The following is a 16,753-nucleotide window of genomic DNA, read 5'->3' as shown; positions in this document are numbered from 1 at the left end:
GATCGTTGTATTCCAGCCACGACTATTGATGAGATCGTACTGATGAGCTTGTCCGCCCCCCCGGCGCCGGACGGCGACGCCCGAACCGGTTAAACTGATGCCTATGAACAATTCTAGAAAAGTCGCCGGCGTGGCCGGCCTCGTCAGCATGGTATGGGTCGGGGTGACTGCGGCCATCGCCGCCAACCAGCGCCGCCTGGTTTTCAACCCGACCATCAAGCCCGAAGTCGACAATCCGCGCTCAAGCGGCCACCGCACCCGCGCCATTGTGCTGCGCGCGCGCGACGGCACCAAGCTGTCGGGCTGGCTGATGACGCCCCAGATTCCGGGGCCGCATCCGGCCGTGGTGTATTTTGGCGGGCGCTCGGAAGAAGTGTCGTGGGTGGTGCGCGACGCCGGCAAGCTGTTTCCCGGCATGGCGGTGCTGGCCGTGAATTACCGCGGCTACGGCAATTCGCACGGCGAGCCGGCCGAAGCCCACATGGTCGAAGACGGCCGCCTGCTGTTCGACTGGCTGGCCGAACGCCCGCACGTCGATCCGCAAAGGGTGGCGGTGGTCGGGCGCAGCCTCGGTTCCGGGGTGGCGGTGCAGGTGGCGCTGGAGTGCCCGGTCCATTCGCTGGTGCTGATCACGCCCTACGATTCGATCCTGGCCATTGCCAAGCGCAAGTTCCGCGCGGTGCCGGTGGAATACGTGCTGCGCCACCGTTTCGAGTCGGTCAAGTACGCCTCGGCGCTGACCGCGCCCACCTATGTGCTGCGCGCCGCCTTCGACGATATCGTGCCGCATTCGCACACCGACCTGCTGGTGGCCAAGCTCGGCAAGCTGCACCTGGACGAAACCGTGCCCGATTCGGACCACATGAATATTCCCTACCTGGCAGCGACGCAGGAGCGCATCGCGGCGTTCCTGGGCACCCGCTTCGCCCTGCCGCTGGCCGATACCGTGGTGGCCGCGGCCCTGCCCGCGCAGTAAAGACGCTCCGGTTCGCCATGGGCGTATGATGGACTGGTCGCCGATCTGTCTGTCGGTTCCCGAGACGTACCGGAGCACATCATGATCGACCGCGAACTGAGCAACAAATTCCAGGAAATGGACAAACAGGCCGCGCGCCTGCGCGAGGCGTTTTCCGCCCTGACCACGGCGCACCAGGTGTTCCAGGGTGCGGGCGCGCTGCGTTCGATTTCGGTGTCGGACCAGTTCGACGACGACAGCATCGAGGCCACCTTCAACGGGGTGCGCATCAAGTTCCAGATGCTGCTCATTTTCGGGGCCGACCGGCGCCCGCGCGCGCGCGCGGTGTGCATCCATTGCCACTGCACCTATGGCGCGCCGATGCAAGTCTTGCTCGGCGCATTCACCTTCGGGTCGGACGGCATGACCGACCTCGATCCCGATGTGGAAGGCAATTTTCCGCGCATGGACACCGACGCCCCGGCCATCGTGCTGCGCTACCTGGAAGCGGCGTTTGCCGCCAACAAGACGCTGTAAGCGTCTCAGCGGCGGCGCGCCAGGGCCAGTCCCAGCAGGGCCGTGCCGAGCAGGGCCAGGCTGCCCGGTTCCGGCACCTGGCCCGGCGGCACGGCATTTTCGAAGCGCAGGTTGTCGAGCGCCAGCGCCCCGTTGATCACAGGAATGGTGCGAAACACCACCCGATCGAAGCCGGACAAGAATTCGATGCCGATGAAGGAACCGCCCTCGCCATCGCCGGTGGTATCGAAAAAATGGCTGCCGACCAGGGTATTGCCGAGGTAAGCGTCGATGAAGGTGTCGTCTTCCGGATTGGTGCTCGCGTCCGCGCCCAGCCGGGTGATCACCGATGAAAACGTGATCGTGCCGTCGATCTGGGGCGCGCCGTCGACGTATTTGAGCGCGACGAAGCTTTTCGGCGCCGGGGACGTGGCGAAAATGGCCAGGTCGAAATTGGTGAAACCGAGGCCGAGCGCCGCATACTGGTTGCCGATCGGACCGGCGACGGCGTTCTCGAAGTCAATCACGGTCGGGGCGCTAAAGCCGCCCACGCCGATCACGCCGGCCTGGGCCGTGCCGGCCACGATGGCAGCCATGCAAGCGAGCATCTTCATTTTTCCAAGCATAGTCTCTCCATTTTTTTGATTTTGCGCACAGCTTATGACGCTTGTGGCAATGCTTTAGCAATTTCCGTACCCGAAACAACAAGGCCATCAATTCAGCCACTTAGCGCGACCGGTACCGGTTTGATAAGCTCGACTGTAAAGAAAGCCGACAGGGATAGTGTTATAATTTTAACTTCCGGCAAGGCTCTTGGCCTCGCCTGCGGGAAATGTTACTGTCTGCCGACATCGATGACTTTCCGTTACCGTTACCATTACCGCCACCACCCATGCCCCTCGCCTTCAACGACTTGCCCCGGCAACGCATCCTGTCGGTCGACGCCTTTCGCGGCCTCACCTTCGTGCTCATGCTGTTCGTCAATTTCCTTGCCGGTGCGCGCGGCGTGCCGGCCTGGCTGCTGCACGCCGATGGCGGCGCTAACGGCATGGGCCTGGCCGACATCGTGTTCCCCGCCTTCCTGTTCGCGGTCGGCATGTCGATTCCCTTCGGCGTGAACAGCCGCCTCGCGCGCGGCGACGGCCCGGGCCGGGTGTTCGGGCACAGCGCCTGGCGCGCGCTGGCCCTGATCGTGATGGGCGTGTTCATGGTCAATGCCGAGTCGGGCTACAGCGAAGCGGCCATGCGCATGCCGATCGCGGCCTGGTCGCTGGCCTTCTACGCGGCGGTGCTGCTGGTGTGGGGCGTGTACCGGTTCGACAGCGCCCTGCTCAATGGCTGCCTGCGCGGCGCCGGCGTGGCCCTGCTGGCCGCCCTGGCGCTGCTCTGGCGCGGCGAGCACGGCGCCATGATGACGCCGCAGTGGTGGGGCATTCTCGGCCTGATCGGCTGGGCTTACCTGGCCGTTGCGCTGCTGTACCAGGCGGGGCGCGGACAATTGACCCTGCTGCTGGGGGCCATGCCCGCCGGCGTGGCGCTGTACATGATTGCCAACAAAACCGGGGTCGGCACGGCCCTGTCAGGGCACGCCATCCACAGCGTGATCGTGCTGGCCGGACTGGTGTGCGCGCTGCTGTTCTTCGACGGCCAGCGCGGCGCGCCGCAGCGCCTGCGGCAAGCGGCCGCTTTCGCGCTGGTGCTGGCGCTGGCCGGATGGGTGCTGCACCACTGGTACCCGGTGTCCAAGATCGGCGCCACGCCGCCCTGGGCCTTGTATTGCGGTGCGCTGTGCGTGGCCGTGTTCGCGCTGCTGTACTGGCTGGTCGAGGTACTGGCCGCGCGCCGCTGGACCGTGCTGGTGGAACCGGCCGCGACCAGCCCGCTGATCACCTACCTGCTGCCGTTCGCCATCGGCGCCGTCATCAGCCTGGCCGGCGCGCGCTTCCGCCCGGCGCTGCTCGAGGGCGGCGCGGCACTGTTGGCCGGGGCCGTCTTTACGGCCACAATCGTGCTGGTAGTTGCACGCCTGAACATACATAATTGCAAGCTCAAGATTTAAGCAAGGAGAACAGATGTTGAACACAAACTGCATGACCACCCTGGCCTGCGCCCTCGCGCTGGCCGGCGCGACCACGGCCGCGATGGCGGCCCCGGCGCGCTCCGCCTCCCCGGTCGAAGTCGGCTCGTACTACACCGCCTGGAGCACCGAGAGCGGTTTTCGCCTGAAGCAGCTCGACCAGGCCGGCGTGGCGGAACGCTTCACGTTCCTGAACTACGCCTTCGCCAATCTGTACAAGATGCCGGATAACACCTACCGCTGCGACAGCGGGCGCGACATCAAGGATGCGGCCGACGGCGGCGGCATGCGCGCCACGCTCGACTACGCCCGTCCGTTCACGGCGGCCGAATCGGTCGACGGCACGGCCGACACCGCCTCCCAGCCGCTGGCGGGCAATTTCAACCAGCTGCGCCAGCTCAAGGCCAAGCACCCCAAGCTGAAAGTCATGCTGGCCATCGGCGGGGCCGAATGGTCGCGCTGGTTCTCGGCCGGCGCCGCCACCGAACCGCTGCGGCGCGCGCTGGTATCGTCCTGCATCGACCTGTACATCAAGGGCGACTTGCCGGTCCTGAACGGGCATGGCGGCAAGGGCGCCGCGGCCGGGCTGTTCGACGGCTTCGATATCGACTGGGAATATCCGGGCGTGCCGCTGATGGCGTACAACACCATCAGCCCGGCGGACAAGCAGAATTTCACCTTGCTGCTGGCGGAATTTCGCAGCCAGCTCAACACGCTGGGCAAGAAGCAACGCAAGAAATACTACCTGACGGCGGCTGTCAACAGCGGCGCCAAGACCACCGACGCCACCGAGCCGGCCAAGTATGTCAAGTCGCTCGACTGGATCAACCTGATGACCTACGACTTCAACGGCAGCTGGACCAGGCAAGGCCCGACCGGCTTTCACTCGAACCTGTACCCCGATCCGGGCAGCCCCGACACCGACAAGCAGAGCGTGCACACCGGTGTCGAGCGTTTCCTGAAAGCCGGCGTGCCAGCCAGGAAACTGGTCATCGGCGTGCCCTTTTACGCGCGCGGCTGGACCGGCGTGGCGGCGGCGCGCTACGGCCTGTACCAGAGCGCGACGGGTCCGGCCAAGGGCTTCGAGGAAGGTACCGAGCGCTACTCGACCATCGCCGCGCGCAAGGCGCCCAAGTTCTACCATCCGGTCAGCAAGCAACTGTGGACGTACGAGAACGGCACCTTCTGGACCTACGACGACCCGCTCGTGATCAAGGAAAAAGCCGCTTACGTGCGCGACCACCGCCTGGGCGGCATGATGTCGTGGGCCCTGGACCAGGACGACGCCGGCTTCGCGCTGTCCAAAGCCATGCTCGAGGCGAAGTGACGGCGCGCGATGGCGCGCCGCTGCGCAAGGTACTGGTCGTCTTCGCCCACGCGGCGCCGCAGCGCTCGCGCGTGAACCGGCGCCTGCGCGACGCCGCGCGCGGCGTGCCCGGCGTCGAGCTGGTCGACCTGTACGAGAGCTATCCCGACTTTTACATCGACGTGGCGGCCGAGCAGGAAAACCTGGCCGACGCCGCCGCGCTGGTGTTACTTCATCCGATACAGTGGTACGGCATGCCGTCCCTGCTCAAGGAATGGGTCGATGCGGTGTTGACGCCGGGTTGGGCCTACGGCGCCGGCGCCACCGCGCTGGCGGGCAAGCGCTTCTGGCTGGCCGCCTCGACCGGCAGTCCGGCCGAGGCCTATGCGCCGGACGCCGCGCACGGCCACCCGTTTGCGGCATTCCTGCCGCCCTACCGCCAGATTGCCGCCCTGTGCGGCATGGAATGGCTAGCCCCCCACATCCTGCATGGCGCCCATCACGCCAGCGAGGAAACGCTCGACGCCCACATCGACACCTTCGTCGCCCGCCTGGGCGCGCTAACCAGCGCATGACCTCCCCTAAGAAAGCTCTGTAACAATGGAACACGGTTTGCTGCTTAACGCACTGATCTACCTGGCGGCGGCGGTGATCGCCGTCCCGATCGCCAAAAAACTCGGCCTGGGCGCCGTGCTCGGCTACCTGCTGGCCGGCATCGCCATCGGCCCGTGGGGACTGGGCCTGATCGGCGAGGTCGAAGACATCTTGCACATTTCCGAATTCGGGGTGGTGCTGCTGCTGTTCGTGATTGGCCTCGAACTCGAACCGAAGCGCCTGTGGTCGATGCGGCGCGCCATCTTCGGGCGCGGCGCGGCCCAGGTGCTGGGCGTGACCGGCGCCCTGTGCGCTTGCGCCATGCTGGCCGGGATCGACTGGAAGGTGGCGCTGATTGCCGCGCTGGGCCTGTCGCTGTCGTCGACCGCGATCGCCCTGGCCACGCTCGACGAGCGCAACCTGATGACCACCCCGACCGGCTCGGCCAGCTTTGCCATCCTGCTGTTCCAGGACATGGCCGCCATTCCCATGATCGCCATCGTGCCGCTGCTGGGCGTGGCGGCGGCCGAAGGCACAGAACAGGGCTGGCTGGGCGTGCTGAAGGTGGTCGGCGTGATCGGCGCGCTGATCTTCGCCGGGCGCTACCTGGTGCGCCCGCTGCTGCGCATCATCGTCAAGACCGGCATGCGCGAGATCTTTACCGCCTTCGCACTGCTGCTGGTGATCGCCATTTCGCTGCTGATGCAATGGGTCGGCATGTCGATGGCGCTGGGCGCCTTCATGGCCGGCATGCTGCTGGCCGACTCCGAATACCGGCACGCGCTCGAGACCGACCTGGAGCCGTTCAAGGGCTTGCTGCTCGGGCTGTTCTTCATCGCGGTCGGCATGTCGGTCGACTTCGGCGTGTTCATGGCGCAGCCGTGGCTGATCCTGGGACTGGTGGCGGCGTTCTTGTGCATCAAGATCGCGGTCCTGTACGGCATCAGCAAGATCGCCGAGATTCCACGCAGCCAGCAGGCGCTGTTCGCCTTCATCCTGTCGCAGGGCGGGGAATTTGCGTTCGTGGTGTTCGGCGCGGCCGAAGCGGCCAAGGTGTTCAGCGCCGAGGTGGCCTCGATGCTGGTGGTGGTGGTGGCGCTGTCGATGGTGGTCACGCCGCTGCTCTTGATCGCGCACGACCGCCTGATCGCGCCGCGCTACCGCGCCGACAAGAAACGCCAGGCCGACAAGATCGCGCCCAACGACGAGCATGTGATCATCGCCGGCTTCGGGCGCTTCGGCCAGATCCTCGGGCGCCTGCTGGCGGCCAACGGGGTCAAGCTGACCGTGCTCGATCACGATCCGGACCAGATCGACCTGGTGCGCCGCTTCGGCATGGAAGTGTTTTATGGCGATGTGACGCGGGTCGATCTGCTGCACGCGGCGGGTGCGGCGCGGGCGCGCGCGCTGGTGGTGGCGGTCGACGATATCGACGACAGCCTGAAACTGGTGGACGCGGTGCGCAGGACGTTTCCGGACTTGAAAATCATGGCGCGCGCGCGCAATGTGACCCATTATTTCGACTTGCGCGACCGCGGCGTGACCATCATCCAGCGCGAAACGTTCGAGGCGGCGCTGATGCTGGGGCGCGATGTGCTGCACGAGTTGGGCTTCGGCGCCTACCGGGCGCGCCAGGCGGCCAGCAAGTTCCGCATGTTCAATATGCGCAGCCTGGACAAGATCTATCCGTATTACAAGGACAAGGAACAGTTCCTGTCGGTGGCCAAGCAGGCGCGCGAGGAACTCGAAGCCATGTTCGCGCTGGACGCGGAACTGGCCGAGGATGACAGGCAGAATGGCTGGGATGGGAGCTAGCGGGCGGGCCACCTGTTTATCGATGGCATGACGACAAGCCACAGCGTACGCCAGGGATATTTGCGCCAGCACAAACCCAGGCACTTCAAGGTTCGTGCAGTCCTTGTGCGGGTCGCATCGCGGGCTAGAATGGTGTGAACTTGATACCGGGAGGTACGTGATGCTATTCACTATCGACAGAAGCATGCTCAAGGCAATCAATCGCCGCGCGAGCGAAATCCTGCGCGGTGAGGATAAAAACGCCAGCGCTGGCGAAGCGGACGAATGGCCTGTATTACGCATAGAGCTGAGCCGGGAAGAAATTCGCGCAGCGGCGATCATCGCCCAACAGCGACTTGGGTGGCCCGACGCTGCAGTGGTACCGAACAGGAACGTCACCGCCTCCAACGACATGGAGGCGTGATGGTCACCCCCAGCGTCTTCAGCCTGCTGCTCCCACATCCCCACGATACCCTTGCGGCGCTGGCGTATGCATCGTACAAACATCACGAAATGCAGACCTATGCGGCGATCGAGGCGCAGACCGGGCATCCGCCCACACCGGAAGACGTTGACACCTTCGAGCGTGCCGCGACAACACCCGTTTGTCTTGCCATGTACCATAGGCAGGCAGACAGTTTCATGAACGCGTTTGTCAATGCCACGCTTGACGCCAAAAGAGAAGCGCTGCACGCGGATTTCACAAGCACGGCAATTGGTCGACAACTGGCAGCAATCCAGGCGGAGCTGCGTGCACGCAGAGGGCCACTGGGCCTGTTCCGCGACGTGGGCGCGAACCTGAGTGTGAACGTACTGACCATCCTGCTGATTGCCGCGCTTGTGTTTGGATACAGGCTACTCGACGACGGCCTGGACCGCTTGAGTTTCCGCACAGGTGTGACGCAAGCAACTCCCCGCCCATCGCTCGATGAGGAAAACAGGCACTGATCGATCTCCGCACGCACGCGCCAGCGTTCCCGATTGCCGGCGTTGTGGCCGCCACCGGCATCGCACGGTGGAACTTCTGTAGAATCCCACGCACTGAACATGTCAATATCGATAAAAAAGTGCGTCCATGAACATCCCTGAAAAACTCCGCTCGATCAAAGCCTCGCTCTCCGAACGCAGCCGCGAACGCAAGCGCCTGCGCGGGCCGGCCGACCTGAACTACGCCATCGCCGATTCCATCGAGCTGCTCGACGCCGCCGCCTGGCAGGCGCTGGCCCGGCACGCCGGCTTCTTCATGTCCTTCGACTACCTCAAGGCGCTCGAACAGGTGCTGCCGCACAACCTGTCGCCGCGCTACGCCCTGATCTACAGCGGCGCCGGCGCCGACCGCATGCCGGTCGCGGCCGTGTACATGCAGATCGCCGACATCAGCCTGGCCCAGGCCCGCCCCGACAAGAGCGGCTCGGCTTCGACCCGCCCGGCTGCGCTCGACGAGCTGGCCAAGAAGACCACCCAGCGCATCCTCACCTGCGGCAACTTGCTCACCTTCGGCCAGCACGGCATCGCCATGGCGCCCGACGCCGATCCCAAGCTGGCCTGGCATGGCGTGGCCGAAGTGCTGTACCGCGTGCGCCAGGCCGACAAGCTGGTCGGCAAGACCCACTTCATCATGATCAAGGACTTGCACGCGCCCCACATCGACCACGCGGCCCACCTGGAACACCTGAGCTACCGCTACGTGGAAACCGAGCCGAACATGGTGCTGGCCCTGCAGGACGACTGGAAGCACTACGACGACTACCTGGCCAGCCTCGCCTCCAAGTACCGCAGCGGCGTGCGCAACGCCGTGTTCAAGACGCTCGATGAAGCGGCCTGCACCGTGGAACAGTTAAGTGACCTGGACGCCGTGCGCGACCAGATCCACGGTCTCTACAAGGAAGTCCAGGTCAATGCGGGTTTCCGCCCGTTCGAGCTGCGCCCCGAGTATTTTCCCGCGCTGCAAAAGGCCGCCGGCGAGCGTTTCCGCTGCAGCGTGCTCAAGCAAGAGGGGGCGATACTGGGCTTTTTGATATCGGTGGCCGATGGCGATACCTCCATCGCCTACCATATCGGCTTTAACCGCGCGGCGGCGGCCGACCTGCCGATCTACCTGCGCCTGCTGCACGCCGGCATTGCCGACGCCCTGTCGATGGGCTGCAAACAGGTCTCGTTCGGCCGCACCGCGCTCGAACCGAAGGCGGCGCTGGGCGCGAAACCGCAACCCTTCGGCATTTTGGTGCGGCACCGCCAGCCCGTGCTCAACAAGATGATCAAGCACCTGTTGCTGGGCATCGAGCACGATGACGCGCCCGAGCGCAGTCCGTTCAAGAAGGCGGCCAAGACCGCCTGACGCAGCTCAGCGCTTTTTCGCTGGCGCGGCCGATCGGGTCAGCATATAGCGGGCCCGCTTGCTGTCCCAGGTGAAGACCTGCTTCGATTTGCTTTCCAGTAATCGCAACTGGAGATCGGCATAGCCGTTGGTCGTGCTCGGGAGAACGGACAGCACATTCGTGCCTTCGTACTCGTCGTGGTCCCTGGTGCCGTCCTTGTTCCAGTCGCCCGCGATGAGCTTGTGGAAGGAGACCGGCTCCGACAAGATATTGACCAGCTTGTTGCCGTCGATCCTGAGCAGGGACAGTGCTTCAAAATCGGCGCCTCCGCCGGCGTAGCCCTCGTTCCAGCCAAGACGCAGCCCGATGGCCGTTTCCGTCGGCGTGATCTTGTAGGGGGCGAAGTCGAAACGGCGATACTGTTCCGGCATCAGGCCGCTCTCCCCGCTTGCGGGCGTATCGTCGTCCTCCCCGGGACCTTCGACCTGACTAAATGCCCAGCTGGTCTTGATATCGTAGGGCTTGCCGTAACTGGCGAGCAGCGTCGGCGCCGCACTGCCGGCCTGATATTCCACGACACCGAGATACACCGCCGGATCGATGGATGCGGGCGTCCCGCCAGACCGGGAAGTGCCGTCGCAGGACGGTCCCGTGCTGGACTTGCGCGACCGTTCAGCGTCCTTTTCGTTGCGGCTGAAACAAGCGATCACGACGAAGCTGTTGGCGCGGTACGGCCAGGCTTTTGCACCGACGAGCATGGCGAACGACGCGTCCCGGCCGGGCGCGACCAGGGCGATCAGCTGCTTCGCGTTCAAGCCGGCGGGAAGCACCGTCCCGAACCCGTCGGGCTTGACATCGGCCGGGGTCCGGGCCTTGCCCTTGACAGTCGCGGCGGTTTTTTCCGGCGGCCTGGCCCGATCGACCGTCTGCGCGTACGCCAGCGAGGAACATGCCAGCGCCATCAGGCCGGCGCCAAGTATTTTAATGTGCATTGACAGACTCCTTGATGAACATCGATTGAAACCACCTGCATGCCGGCCGGCCGCCACGGCGCTCAGCGTTGTTTCGCCAGCGGCGCCGGCATATACCTTGACGCCGCGCTATCCCAAACGAAGGTTTTCTTCCACCTGCCCTTGAGCGTCTTCAACTGGAGGTCGTGGTAGCCCCCGGTGTTACCGGGAAGGATCGTGAGCACGTTCCCCCCTTCGCGAACGATGCCCTTGCGGTTGCCATCCGCGTCGTACCCGTCGTTGCTGTCCGTTTCGAACGCGATCGGCTCGGACAGGATATTGACAAGCTTGCCGCCATCAATCCTGAACAGGGAAAGTGCGTCGAAGCTGCCCATGCCGACGCCGGTATAGCGTTCATTCCAGCCGACGCGCACGCCGATGGCGGTTTGCGTCGCGCTGATCTTGTACGGAGCGAAATCGAAGCGGATATATTCTTCAGGCAGGATAGTGCTCCTGCCCGCGCGCACCGCATCGTCCAATACAATCGGTCGCGCAAGGGCGCTGGCGTTCCAGCCAGTCTCGATATCGAGCGCTTTGCCGTAGCTGGCCACCAGCGCCGGCTGCGCGCCGCCCGCCGCGAACGCCACGACACCGAGGTAGACGGCTTTGCCGATCTCCTCGTTCTCGCCAAGGCGGTCGCGGTATTGGCGGCAGCCCGGTAAATTCCCCTCGCTGCGTTCGGCGTCGAATTCCTTTTTGTTGCGGGCGAAACAAGCAATCGCCACATAAGTGTTGGGACGATACGGCCATGCCCGGGCGCCGACCAGGGTGGCCAGCGAGGCATCGCGTCCGGGTGCGATCAGGGCGATGATGGCCTTGGCGTCAAGGCCGGGCGCAAGCGCTGTCCCGAAGTTATCCGGCGGCGGGACGGCGGCCGTTTGCGCGCACGCCAGCGGCGCCGCAAGCAGCGAGATGAGCGCTGCGCTCTTGAGATTTAACAACATGGAAACTCCTCGACGGTACAGGGTGGCGCCTCAGCGACTTTTCGCTCCCGGCGCCGGCTTGGCGGGCACGTATCTGGCCGCCTTGCCGTCCCAGGTGAAGACTTGCTTCCACTTGCTTTTGAGCATGCGCATTTCCAGGTCGGCGTAGCCGTTGGTCGTGCCCGGAAGAATGGACAGCACGCTCGTTCCTTCCGCAATTTCCCGCTCCCTGGTGCCATCCTTGTGCAGTTCCCCGGCCAGGTTGCTGTGAAAAGCGATCGGTTCCGACAGAATATTGACCAGCTTGTCGCCGTCGATCCGGAACAGCGCCAGCGCTTCATAAAACGCCCCACCGCCGGCATAGCCCTCATGCCAGCCGAGGCGCAGTCCGATCGCCGTTTCCGTCGCGGTGATCTTGTAGGGAGCGAAGTCGAAACGATTGACCGTTTCGGGCAGCAGGCCTCCCGCCGCGCCTGCGGGAAGGCCGGGGTCGCCGTCAGGGCCGTCGAGGCCGGAGGCATCCCATCGGGTCCTGACATCGTACGGTTTCCCGTAGCTGGCAACGAGCGTCGGCGCGGCGCCGCCGCCCTGGTACTGCACCACACCCAGATAAGTCGGCCGGTCGACATAGTGCGGCACCTCGCCTGGCTGGTACATTCTTTCGCAGCTCGGCTCCTTGCTGTATTTCTGCTCCGACGCGCGTTCCGCTTTGCTGCGCACGAAACAAGCGATGACCACGTAGGTATTGGCGCGATGCGGCCAGGCTTTTGCGCCGACCAGGGTGGCCAGCGCGGGGTCGCGGCCAGGCGCGATCAGGGCGACCAGCTGTTGCGCGGTCAGGCCGGCGGGAAGCACTGTGCCGAGCCCATCCGGCTTGGCAGCAAGCTTGCGCTGGCCGCCGGCCCGCTCGGCCGTCTGCGCGGACGCCGGCAACGAGCACGCCAGCGCCATCAGGCCGGCAACAACGATCTTGAGTTGCATGTCGCATTCCTATCCGAGATTCACAAAGCAGGCGGGCATTGTAGCCTGCGGCGCATCAGGCCGCGCCGGGCACGTCCAGTGTCGCCGAGGTGGCAACGATAAAATAGCTTGCCAGCGCCATGCCGCCCGTACTGTCGGCATCGATCGCCACCACCAGCTCGTCCTCGCCGAGCGCGGTGACGGCGCCCAGCGCCAGACGCTCGTCCGCTCGGGCCAGACGGAATACGGGATGGTGAAAGACGCTGGGGCAGGCGAGGTAAGACACCCCGCCGAACGCCACCATGTGCCGGACGGCCGACAAGGAACTCCCCGCCGACAGGTGCAAGGCGTCGCCGTCGAACGAGCGGATGCACCAGTCCCATCCGCCGCGACGGTTAAGTTCTTGAAGTAGCTCGTTCAAGGTCGCTTCCCTTCTACTTCTGCTGGTCGGGCATGGCCGGGAACCAGGCGTACTCGTTGGCCGGATGATCGGCAAACCTGAACGTTCCGCGGTCGGGCCGCACCCGATCGAGCGCGTCGCCATCCGCGTCGATTCCGGCTCGGACCGTACCGGCAACCGTATCGATGGTCATGCCATTGCCCAGGCCATCGACGATGTAGATCCTGCCGGCGTGGCGATGCACGTAAAGACTGGCAAAGCCACCCGGATCGGGATACGTGGTTGACGCCAATAATTGCTTGTCCCTGTAAACGCTCACTTTTTTCTCGTGCTCGTTCAGCAAGGGGTGCGTATCCTTGATCGCCACCACGATGCGGAAACCATCGATGACGGTGCCGGCGACGTAGGCCGGTGCCGGCGCGTCCGATGCGGCGGGCGACACATCGCATGCCGCCAAGGCCAGCGCGAGGCATAGCAACAGCGCCTTGAGCATCGTCATCATCGGCGCGGCCTCACATGAAATTGCGTGTATGCAGCGCCGACAACTGGCGCGCCTCGGCCTTCGAAAACCCCAGCCGCTCCAGGCGCGACTGGCGCCCTTCGGCCATGTCCACCATCAGCTGCTGCACCCGCACATAGCCGGCCGCGATCGCGCCCGGGGTCAGCGCGCCCGCCGCCAGCAGGATCAGGGAATCGAACACTTCTTCGTTCAGTCCCGAGCTGGCCGCCAGCGCATCGTTGCGCGACTGGACCGCGTTGGCCAGGCGCGTGCGAAAGGCCGGCTCGCGTTCGAGCCGCGCCGCCAGGTGCGTCATGCCGAAGGCGACATGGCGCGCTTCGTCGCGCGCGGCCAGGCGCGCGATCTGGCGCGTGACCGGGTCCGGCGCGTACGCATGCAAGAAGTGCAGCAGGCTGACGAACGTGCCCTCCCCCAGCACCGACAGCAAAAACTCGGCCACCGAAAAATCCTGCTCGTCGAGCAGCGTCTTGAGCGAGCTTTGCCCGCCCGCCGTCGACAGGCCCGGCTCCCTGCCCTTGAGCCGCACGCGCCGCGTGAACACCTCGATGTGGCGCGCTTCGTCAGCCACCTGGATCGCCAGCACCGCCTGCACTTCTCGAAAATGCGGATGCACCTGCCCCAAAAAGCGCGCCGGCACCACCAGCGCCGCCACTTCGTTTTCGATCATGTAGGTCAGCACCTGCACCACCGCGTCTTCGACCATGTCGGGCAAGGTGAAGTCGGCCTTCCAGTCGATGGCCGTCTCCGGGTCCCACTGGGCGGCGGCAGCCTGCGCGTACAGGTCGGCCGCGCGCTCGGCCCACACTTCTTCCTTCTGGTCGAGGCGAAATTGCATGGCCGGCGACCCCGCTTCGACGGTGGCGCCGCGCGCGGCCAGGCCCCACTGGGCCTTGGCCTGGTCGGCGATGGCGCCATCGGCACGCGGGTCGGCATGGCCGCTGTGCAGCGCGGCGCGCCAGCGGCCGGCCGAGGCGCCGCCGCGCGTCACGCGCACGAGCTTGCGCCCGTCCACGTCATGCGGCGCGCACGGGTGCCCCTGGCTGCGGCACCAGGCGCCCAGTTGCCCGTCCCAGCCCGCGCCGCTGCCCGTGACATCGAGCTCCTCGCCCGGCGCCAGCTGCTGCAAGCCGTGCTTGACCAGCAGGTGGGCGCCGGCGTCGAAGCCCAGGTCCTCAATATCGATAGTCGGTGGCAAGGATCTTCCCTTCCGCGTCGTAGAAAGCTTCGTCGTCCACCGCCCGCACCAGCGCGTCGTAGCCGCTCGTGCGTCCCGGCAGCCAGGTTTTCAGGCCCTCGAGTTCGAGCAGCGGGCGCACTTCCGGGTCGTCCCAGCTCATGGCCAGCAGCAGTTCGCCGAAGCGCGCGATTCTCTCCGCCGGCGCGCCGGGGCTGACCGTGAAGTTACAGTGATCGAACGGCGCCGTGCGCGCCAGGATCGTGGTGGCGCCGGCCGGCAGCACGCCTTCGCGCGAAAAGGCCATGTGGTTACTGTCGATCATCCAGGCGGCGTCGATCTCGCCGGCGATGAGCGCCAGCGCGGCCTCGCGTTCGCCGCCGATATGGTCGCCGTGCTTGCCGCCCAAAACGTCGAAGCGGCGCGCCGTGTAATCGCGCCCGGCCAGCATGCCGTGCTGGCGCAGCAGGTCGAGCGGAATCAGGTGCGCCTGCGGCGAGTCGATGGCGCCAAACCCGATCGTCTTGCCCTTGAGTTGTTCCAGCGTGAGCAGCGGGCCGGTCCGCGTGACCAGCACCGAGGTCAGGTCGCAGTCGCTGTCGCGCATGGCCAGCGCGCTCACTTCAAGCCCGCGTGCGCGCGCCATGCGGTCGGCCCGCACCCAGGCCAGCGGCGAATTCCACGCCAGCGCAATGCTGCCGTCGAACTGCGCCTGAACCTGGCGCTCGTAGTTGGAGTACAAAATGTAATCGAATTCGAAATCATGGCGGCGGAAGTACTCCTTGAAGCCTTCCCAGATCGTCACGACTTTCGGTGCGTAGGCCACGGCGCCCATCATCAATGGTGTGTTCATCGCGCGCTCCTTAACCGAACACCGGCATGCCGCAAACGGCCTTGCCGATAAAATCGAACAGCACGTCGGAGGTCGGCGCCATGACCGAGGCGGCGCGCGCGTCGCGGAAGTAACGTTCGATGCCGACATCCTTGCGGAAGGCCGCGCCGCCGCACACGCGCATGGCGGTGTCGGTCACTTCCAGCGCCGCTTCGGCCGCTGCCGCTTTGACCTGCATCACGCGCAGCATGGCGTCCGGACGGTTGGCGGCCAGCGCGGCGAGCGTATCGTCGCGCAGGGTGCGCACCATGTCGGCCTGGATGCGGGCGCGCGCCAGGTAGGCGCGGATGGTCGGCAGTTCCGACAAGGAGCTGCCCAGGTGTTCGAGCTTGCTGCCGGCCGCGTGCGCGCACGCCGCTTCCAGCACCGCCTCCATCTGCCCCAGCGAGGACGAGGCGATCAGGGTCGAGAACACCGGCAGCACCGCGCCGATCATGATGTCGAAGCCGCCGCCGTCCACGCCGAGCATGGCCGCCGGGGTGACGCGCACGCCGCTTGCGCTGATCGGCGAGGAACGGTTGCCGCGCAAGCCCATGCCGTCGAACGCTTTCGGTTCGGAGAGGCCGGCGCTCTTGCTGTCGACCAGCCACAGGGTGCTGGCGCCTTCTTTGGCCACCGGCGCGGTCGACCAGACGTACGAATCGGCTTCGCCGGCGGCGGTGACCATCGACTTGCTGCCGTCGATGACGATGCCATCGCCCTCCTGGCGCGCAGTGCCGACCGGCGCCCAGAAGTGGCTGCGCGAGCCGTTGTCGGACCAGGCCAGGGTGCTCAGGTGGCGCCCGCAAGCGACGTCGCGGCGCACGTTTTCAGTGGCGAATTTTTCCAGCACGGTGGCCGCGCACAGGTGCATGCAGACGATCATCGCGGTCGACGGGCAGGCCTTGGCCAGGCGCTCGATCAGTTGCGCAGCCTCGGGCAAACCGAGGCCCATGCCGCCCACGTCCTTGCTGCTGACAAGGCCGAGCAGGCCGGCCTGGCCCAGCGCGTCGATGGCGGCGCGCGGAAAGCGGGCTTCGCGGTCGGTGTCGGGGGCGGCTGGCAGCACGATGGTGCTGACGATGGTGTCGAGTGTGTGAAGATAAGTCATGGCATCCCTGTAAAAATGGCGGATAGGTGCCACCAGCAAGTCGCAGACACGGGCAAGGCGGGGCCGCTTCCGCGCTGGGAATCGGCCGACGTGGCGCACCTCGACAAGTTCTGCTCGACCTGCCTGTGGCAGCGCTTGGAAACGGTACTTTTGCCGCGTTAAGTCATCGCACCAGCCACACGCGGGCCGTCGGACCCGGTCCAGCGTTCCATGGAAGCTGGCAG

18 protein-coding genes are annotated in these 16,753 nt (G+C 65.5%); 9 read left to right on the top strand and 9 right to left on the bottom strand.

Annotated elements, in window-relative coordinates:
* Positions 1-103 precede the first annotated feature (103 nt).
* Together F0185_RS28505 and F0185_RS28500 are read left to right on the top strand one after the other, a co-directional pair.
* Positions 104-976, top strand: a complete 873-nt coding sequence (locus F0185_RS28505) for an alpha/beta hydrolase (RefSeq protein ID WP_167230734.1) — start codon at positions 104-106, stop codon at positions 974-976.
* 81 nt (positions 977-1,057) lie between these two features.
* A complete protein-coding gene (locus F0185_RS28500; RefSeq protein WP_167230731.1) occupies positions 1,058-1,492 on the top strand; it encodes a hypothetical protein in 435 nt (144 codons plus the stop codon).
* Between the two features lie 5 nt (positions 1,493-1,497).
* On the opposite strand, the gene F0185_RS28495 is transcribed toward F0185_RS28500, so the two are convergent.
* On the bottom strand, positions 1,498-2,097 hold the full coding sequence (locus F0185_RS28495) for a PEP-CTERM sorting domain-containing protein (RefSeq protein WP_167230728.1): 600 nt from the start codon (positions 2,095-2,097) through the stop codon (positions 1,498-1,500).
* 266 nt (positions 2,098-2,363) lie between these two features.
* Here F0185_RS28495 and F0185_RS28490 point away from each other — a divergent pair, with 266 nt between their 5' ends.
* From F0185_RS28490 to F0185_RS28460, 7 genes are all read left to right on the top strand, one after another.
* A complete protein-coding gene (locus F0185_RS28490) occupies positions 2,364-3,530 on the top strand; it encodes a DUF5009 domain-containing protein (protein WP_167230725.1) in 1,167 nt (388 codons plus the stop codon).
* 13 nt (positions 3,531-3,543) lie between these two features.
* The gene (locus tag F0185_RS28485) at positions 3,544-4,875 is read left to right on the top strand and encodes a glycoside hydrolase family 18 protein (RefSeq protein WP_167230722.1); all 1,332 of its coding nucleotides are present in this window, start codon (positions 3,544-3,546) and stop codon (positions 4,873-4,875) included.
* On the top strand, positions 4,872-5,429 hold the full coding sequence (kefF, locus tag F0185_RS28480) for a glutathione-regulated potassium-efflux system oxidoreductase KefF (RefSeq protein ID WP_370664085.1): 558 nt from the start codon (positions 4,872-4,874) through the stop codon (positions 5,427-5,429). The genes F0185_RS28485 and kefF overlap by 4 nt, the downstream gene beginning before the upstream one ends.
* 25 nt (positions 5,430-5,454) lie before the next feature.
* Entirely contained in the window at positions 5,455-7,263 is a 1,809-nt protein-coding gene (gene kefC, locus F0185_RS28475) for a glutathione-regulated potassium-efflux system protein KefC (protein WP_167230719.1), read from the top strand.
* 184 nt (positions 7,264-7,447) lie between these two features.
* Positions 7,448-7,666, top strand: coding sequence for a hypothetical protein (locus F0185_RS28470; RefSeq protein WP_167230716.1), 219 nt, complete (start codon positions 7,448-7,450; stop codon positions 7,664-7,666).
* On the top strand, positions 7,666-8,190 hold the full coding sequence (locus tag F0185_RS28465; protein ID WP_167230713.1) for a hypothetical protein: 525 nt from the start codon (positions 7,666-7,668) through the stop codon (positions 8,188-8,190). Before F0185_RS28470 ends, F0185_RS28465 begins: the two co-directional genes overlap by 1 nt.
* A 127-nt stretch (positions 8,191-8,317) precedes the next feature.
* Positions 8,318-9,580 carry a GNAT family N-acetyltransferase gene (locus F0185_RS28460; protein ID WP_167230710.1) on the top strand — a complete coding sequence of 421 codons (1,263 nt, stop codon included), beginning with the start codon at positions 8,318-8,320 and terminating at the stop codon, positions 9,578-9,580.
* 6 nt (positions 9,581-9,586) lie between these two features.
* Here F0185_RS28460 and F0185_RS28455 read toward each other — a convergent pair whose 3' ends face one another.
* The 8 genes from F0185_RS28455 to F0185_RS28420 all read right to left on the bottom strand — a co-directional run bounded on the left by F0185_RS28455 (position 9,587) and on the right by F0185_RS28420 (position 16,529).
* Positions 9,587-10,552: a hypothetical protein gene (locus F0185_RS28455; RefSeq protein ID WP_167230707.1), complete on the bottom strand. Its 966-nt coding sequence runs from the start codon at positions 10,550-10,552 to the stop codon at positions 9,587-9,589.
* A gap of 62 nt (positions 10,553-10,614) precedes the next feature.
* Positions 10,615-11,514, bottom strand: coding sequence for a hypothetical protein (locus tag F0185_RS28450; protein WP_167230704.1), 900 nt, complete (start codon positions 11,512-11,514; stop codon positions 10,615-10,617).
* Between the two features lie 30 nt (positions 11,515-11,544).
* Positions 11,545-12,474 (bottom strand): hypothetical protein, encoded by a 930-nt coding sequence (locus tag F0185_RS28445; RefSeq protein WP_167230701.1) that lies wholly within the window; start codon positions 12,472-12,474, stop codon positions 11,545-11,547.
* Between the two features lie 55 nt (positions 12,475-12,529).
* On the bottom strand, positions 12,530-12,874 hold the full coding sequence (locus F0185_RS28440; RefSeq protein ID WP_167230698.1) for a hypothetical protein: 345 nt from the start codon (positions 12,872-12,874) through the stop codon (positions 12,530-12,532).
* Positions 12,875-12,887: 13 nt separating this feature from the next.
* Entirely contained in the window at positions 12,888-13,355 is a 468-nt protein-coding gene (locus F0185_RS28435; protein WP_167230695.1) for a hypothetical protein, read from the bottom strand.
* A gap of 10 nt (positions 13,356-13,365) precedes the next feature.
* Entirely contained in the window at positions 13,366-14,568 is a 1,203-nt protein-coding gene (locus tag F0185_RS28430) for a ferritin-like domain-containing protein (protein ID WP_167230691.1), read from the bottom strand.
* Positions 14,546-15,400, bottom strand: a complete 855-nt coding sequence (locus tag F0185_RS28425; RefSeq protein ID WP_167230688.1) for a phosphate/phosphite/phosphonate ABC transporter substrate-binding protein — start codon at positions 15,398-15,400, stop codon at positions 14,546-14,548. The genes F0185_RS28430 and F0185_RS28425 overlap by 23 nt, the downstream gene beginning before the upstream one ends.
* Before the next feature lie 10 nt (positions 15,401-15,410).
* On the bottom strand, positions 15,411-16,529 hold the full coding sequence (locus F0185_RS28420; protein WP_167230685.1) for an acyl-CoA dehydrogenase family protein: 1,119 nt from the start codon (positions 16,527-16,529) through the stop codon (positions 15,411-15,413).
* Positions 16,530-16,753 lie beyond the last annotated feature (224 nt).

This window comes from Massilia rubra (genome assembly GCF_011682065.1).
Lineage (GTDB): Bacteria > Pseudomonadota > Gammaproteobacteria > Burkholderiales > Burkholderiaceae_D > Telluria_A > Telluria_A rubra.
Note: the sequence above shows the minus strand (reverse complement) of the source record. Positions and strands in the feature narration are given on the sequence as shown.

What these genes read in the sequence shown, in the direction of transcription:
- F0185_RS28500 (WP_167230731.1), top strand. Translation starts at nt 1,058, where the DNA reads ATGATCGACCGCGAACTGAGCAACAAATTCCAGGAAATGGACAAACAG.
- F0185_RS28450 (WP_167230704.1), bottom strand. Translation starts at nt 11,514, where the DNA reads ATGTTGTTAAATCTCAAGAGCGCAGCGCTCATCTCGCTGCTTGCGGCG.
- kefC (WP_167230719.1), top strand. Translation starts at nt 5,455, where the DNA reads ATGGAACACGGTTTGCTGCTTAACGCACTGATCTACCTGGCGGCGGCG.
- F0185_RS28445 (WP_167230701.1), bottom strand. Translation starts at nt 12,474, where the DNA reads ATGCAACTCAAGATCGTTGTTGCCGGCCTGATGGCGCTGGCGTGCTCG.
- F0185_RS28455 (WP_167230707.1), bottom strand. Translation starts at nt 10,552, where the DNA reads ATGCACATTAAAATACTTGGCGCCGGCCTGATGGCGCTGGCATGTTCC.
- F0185_RS28470 (WP_167230716.1), top strand. Translation starts at nt 7,448, where the DNA reads ATGCTCAAGGCAATCAATCGCCGCGCGAGCGAAATCCTGCGCGGTGAG.
- F0185_RS28460 (WP_167230710.1), top strand. Translation starts at nt 8,318, where the DNA reads ATGAACATCCCTGAAAAACTCCGCTCGATCAAAGCCTCGCTCTCCGAA.
- F0185_RS28425 (WP_167230688.1), bottom strand. Translation starts at nt 15,400, where the DNA reads ATGAACACACCATTGATGATGGGCGCCGTGGCCTACGCACCGAAAGTC.
- F0185_RS28420 (WP_167230685.1), bottom strand. Translation starts at nt 16,529, where the DNA reads ATGACTTATCTTCACACACTCGACACCATCGTCAGCACCATCGTGCTG.
- F0185_RS28490 (WP_167230725.1), top strand. Translation starts at nt 2,364, where the DNA reads ATGCCCCTCGCCTTCAACGACTTGCCCCGGCAACGCATCCTGTCGGTC.
- F0185_RS28495 (WP_167230728.1), bottom strand. Translation starts at nt 2,097, where the DNA reads ATGCTTGGAAAAATGAAGATGCTCGCTTGCATGGCTGCCATCGTGGCC.
- F0185_RS28505 (WP_167230734.1), top strand. Translation starts at nt 104, where the DNA reads ATGAACAATTCTAGAAAAGTCGCCGGCGTGGCCGGCCTCGTCAGCATG.
- F0185_RS28485 (WP_167230722.1), top strand. Translation starts at nt 3,544, where the DNA reads ATGTTGAACACAAACTGCATGACCACCCTGGCCTGCGCCCTCGCGCTG.
- F0185_RS28435 (WP_167230695.1), bottom strand. Translation starts at nt 13,355, where the DNA reads ATGATGACGATGCTCAAGGCGCTGTTGCTATGCCTCGCGCTGGCCTTG.
- F0185_RS28465 (WP_167230713.1), top strand. Translation starts at nt 7,666, where the DNA reads ATGGTCACCCCCAGCGTCTTCAGCCTGCTGCTCCCACATCCCCACGAT.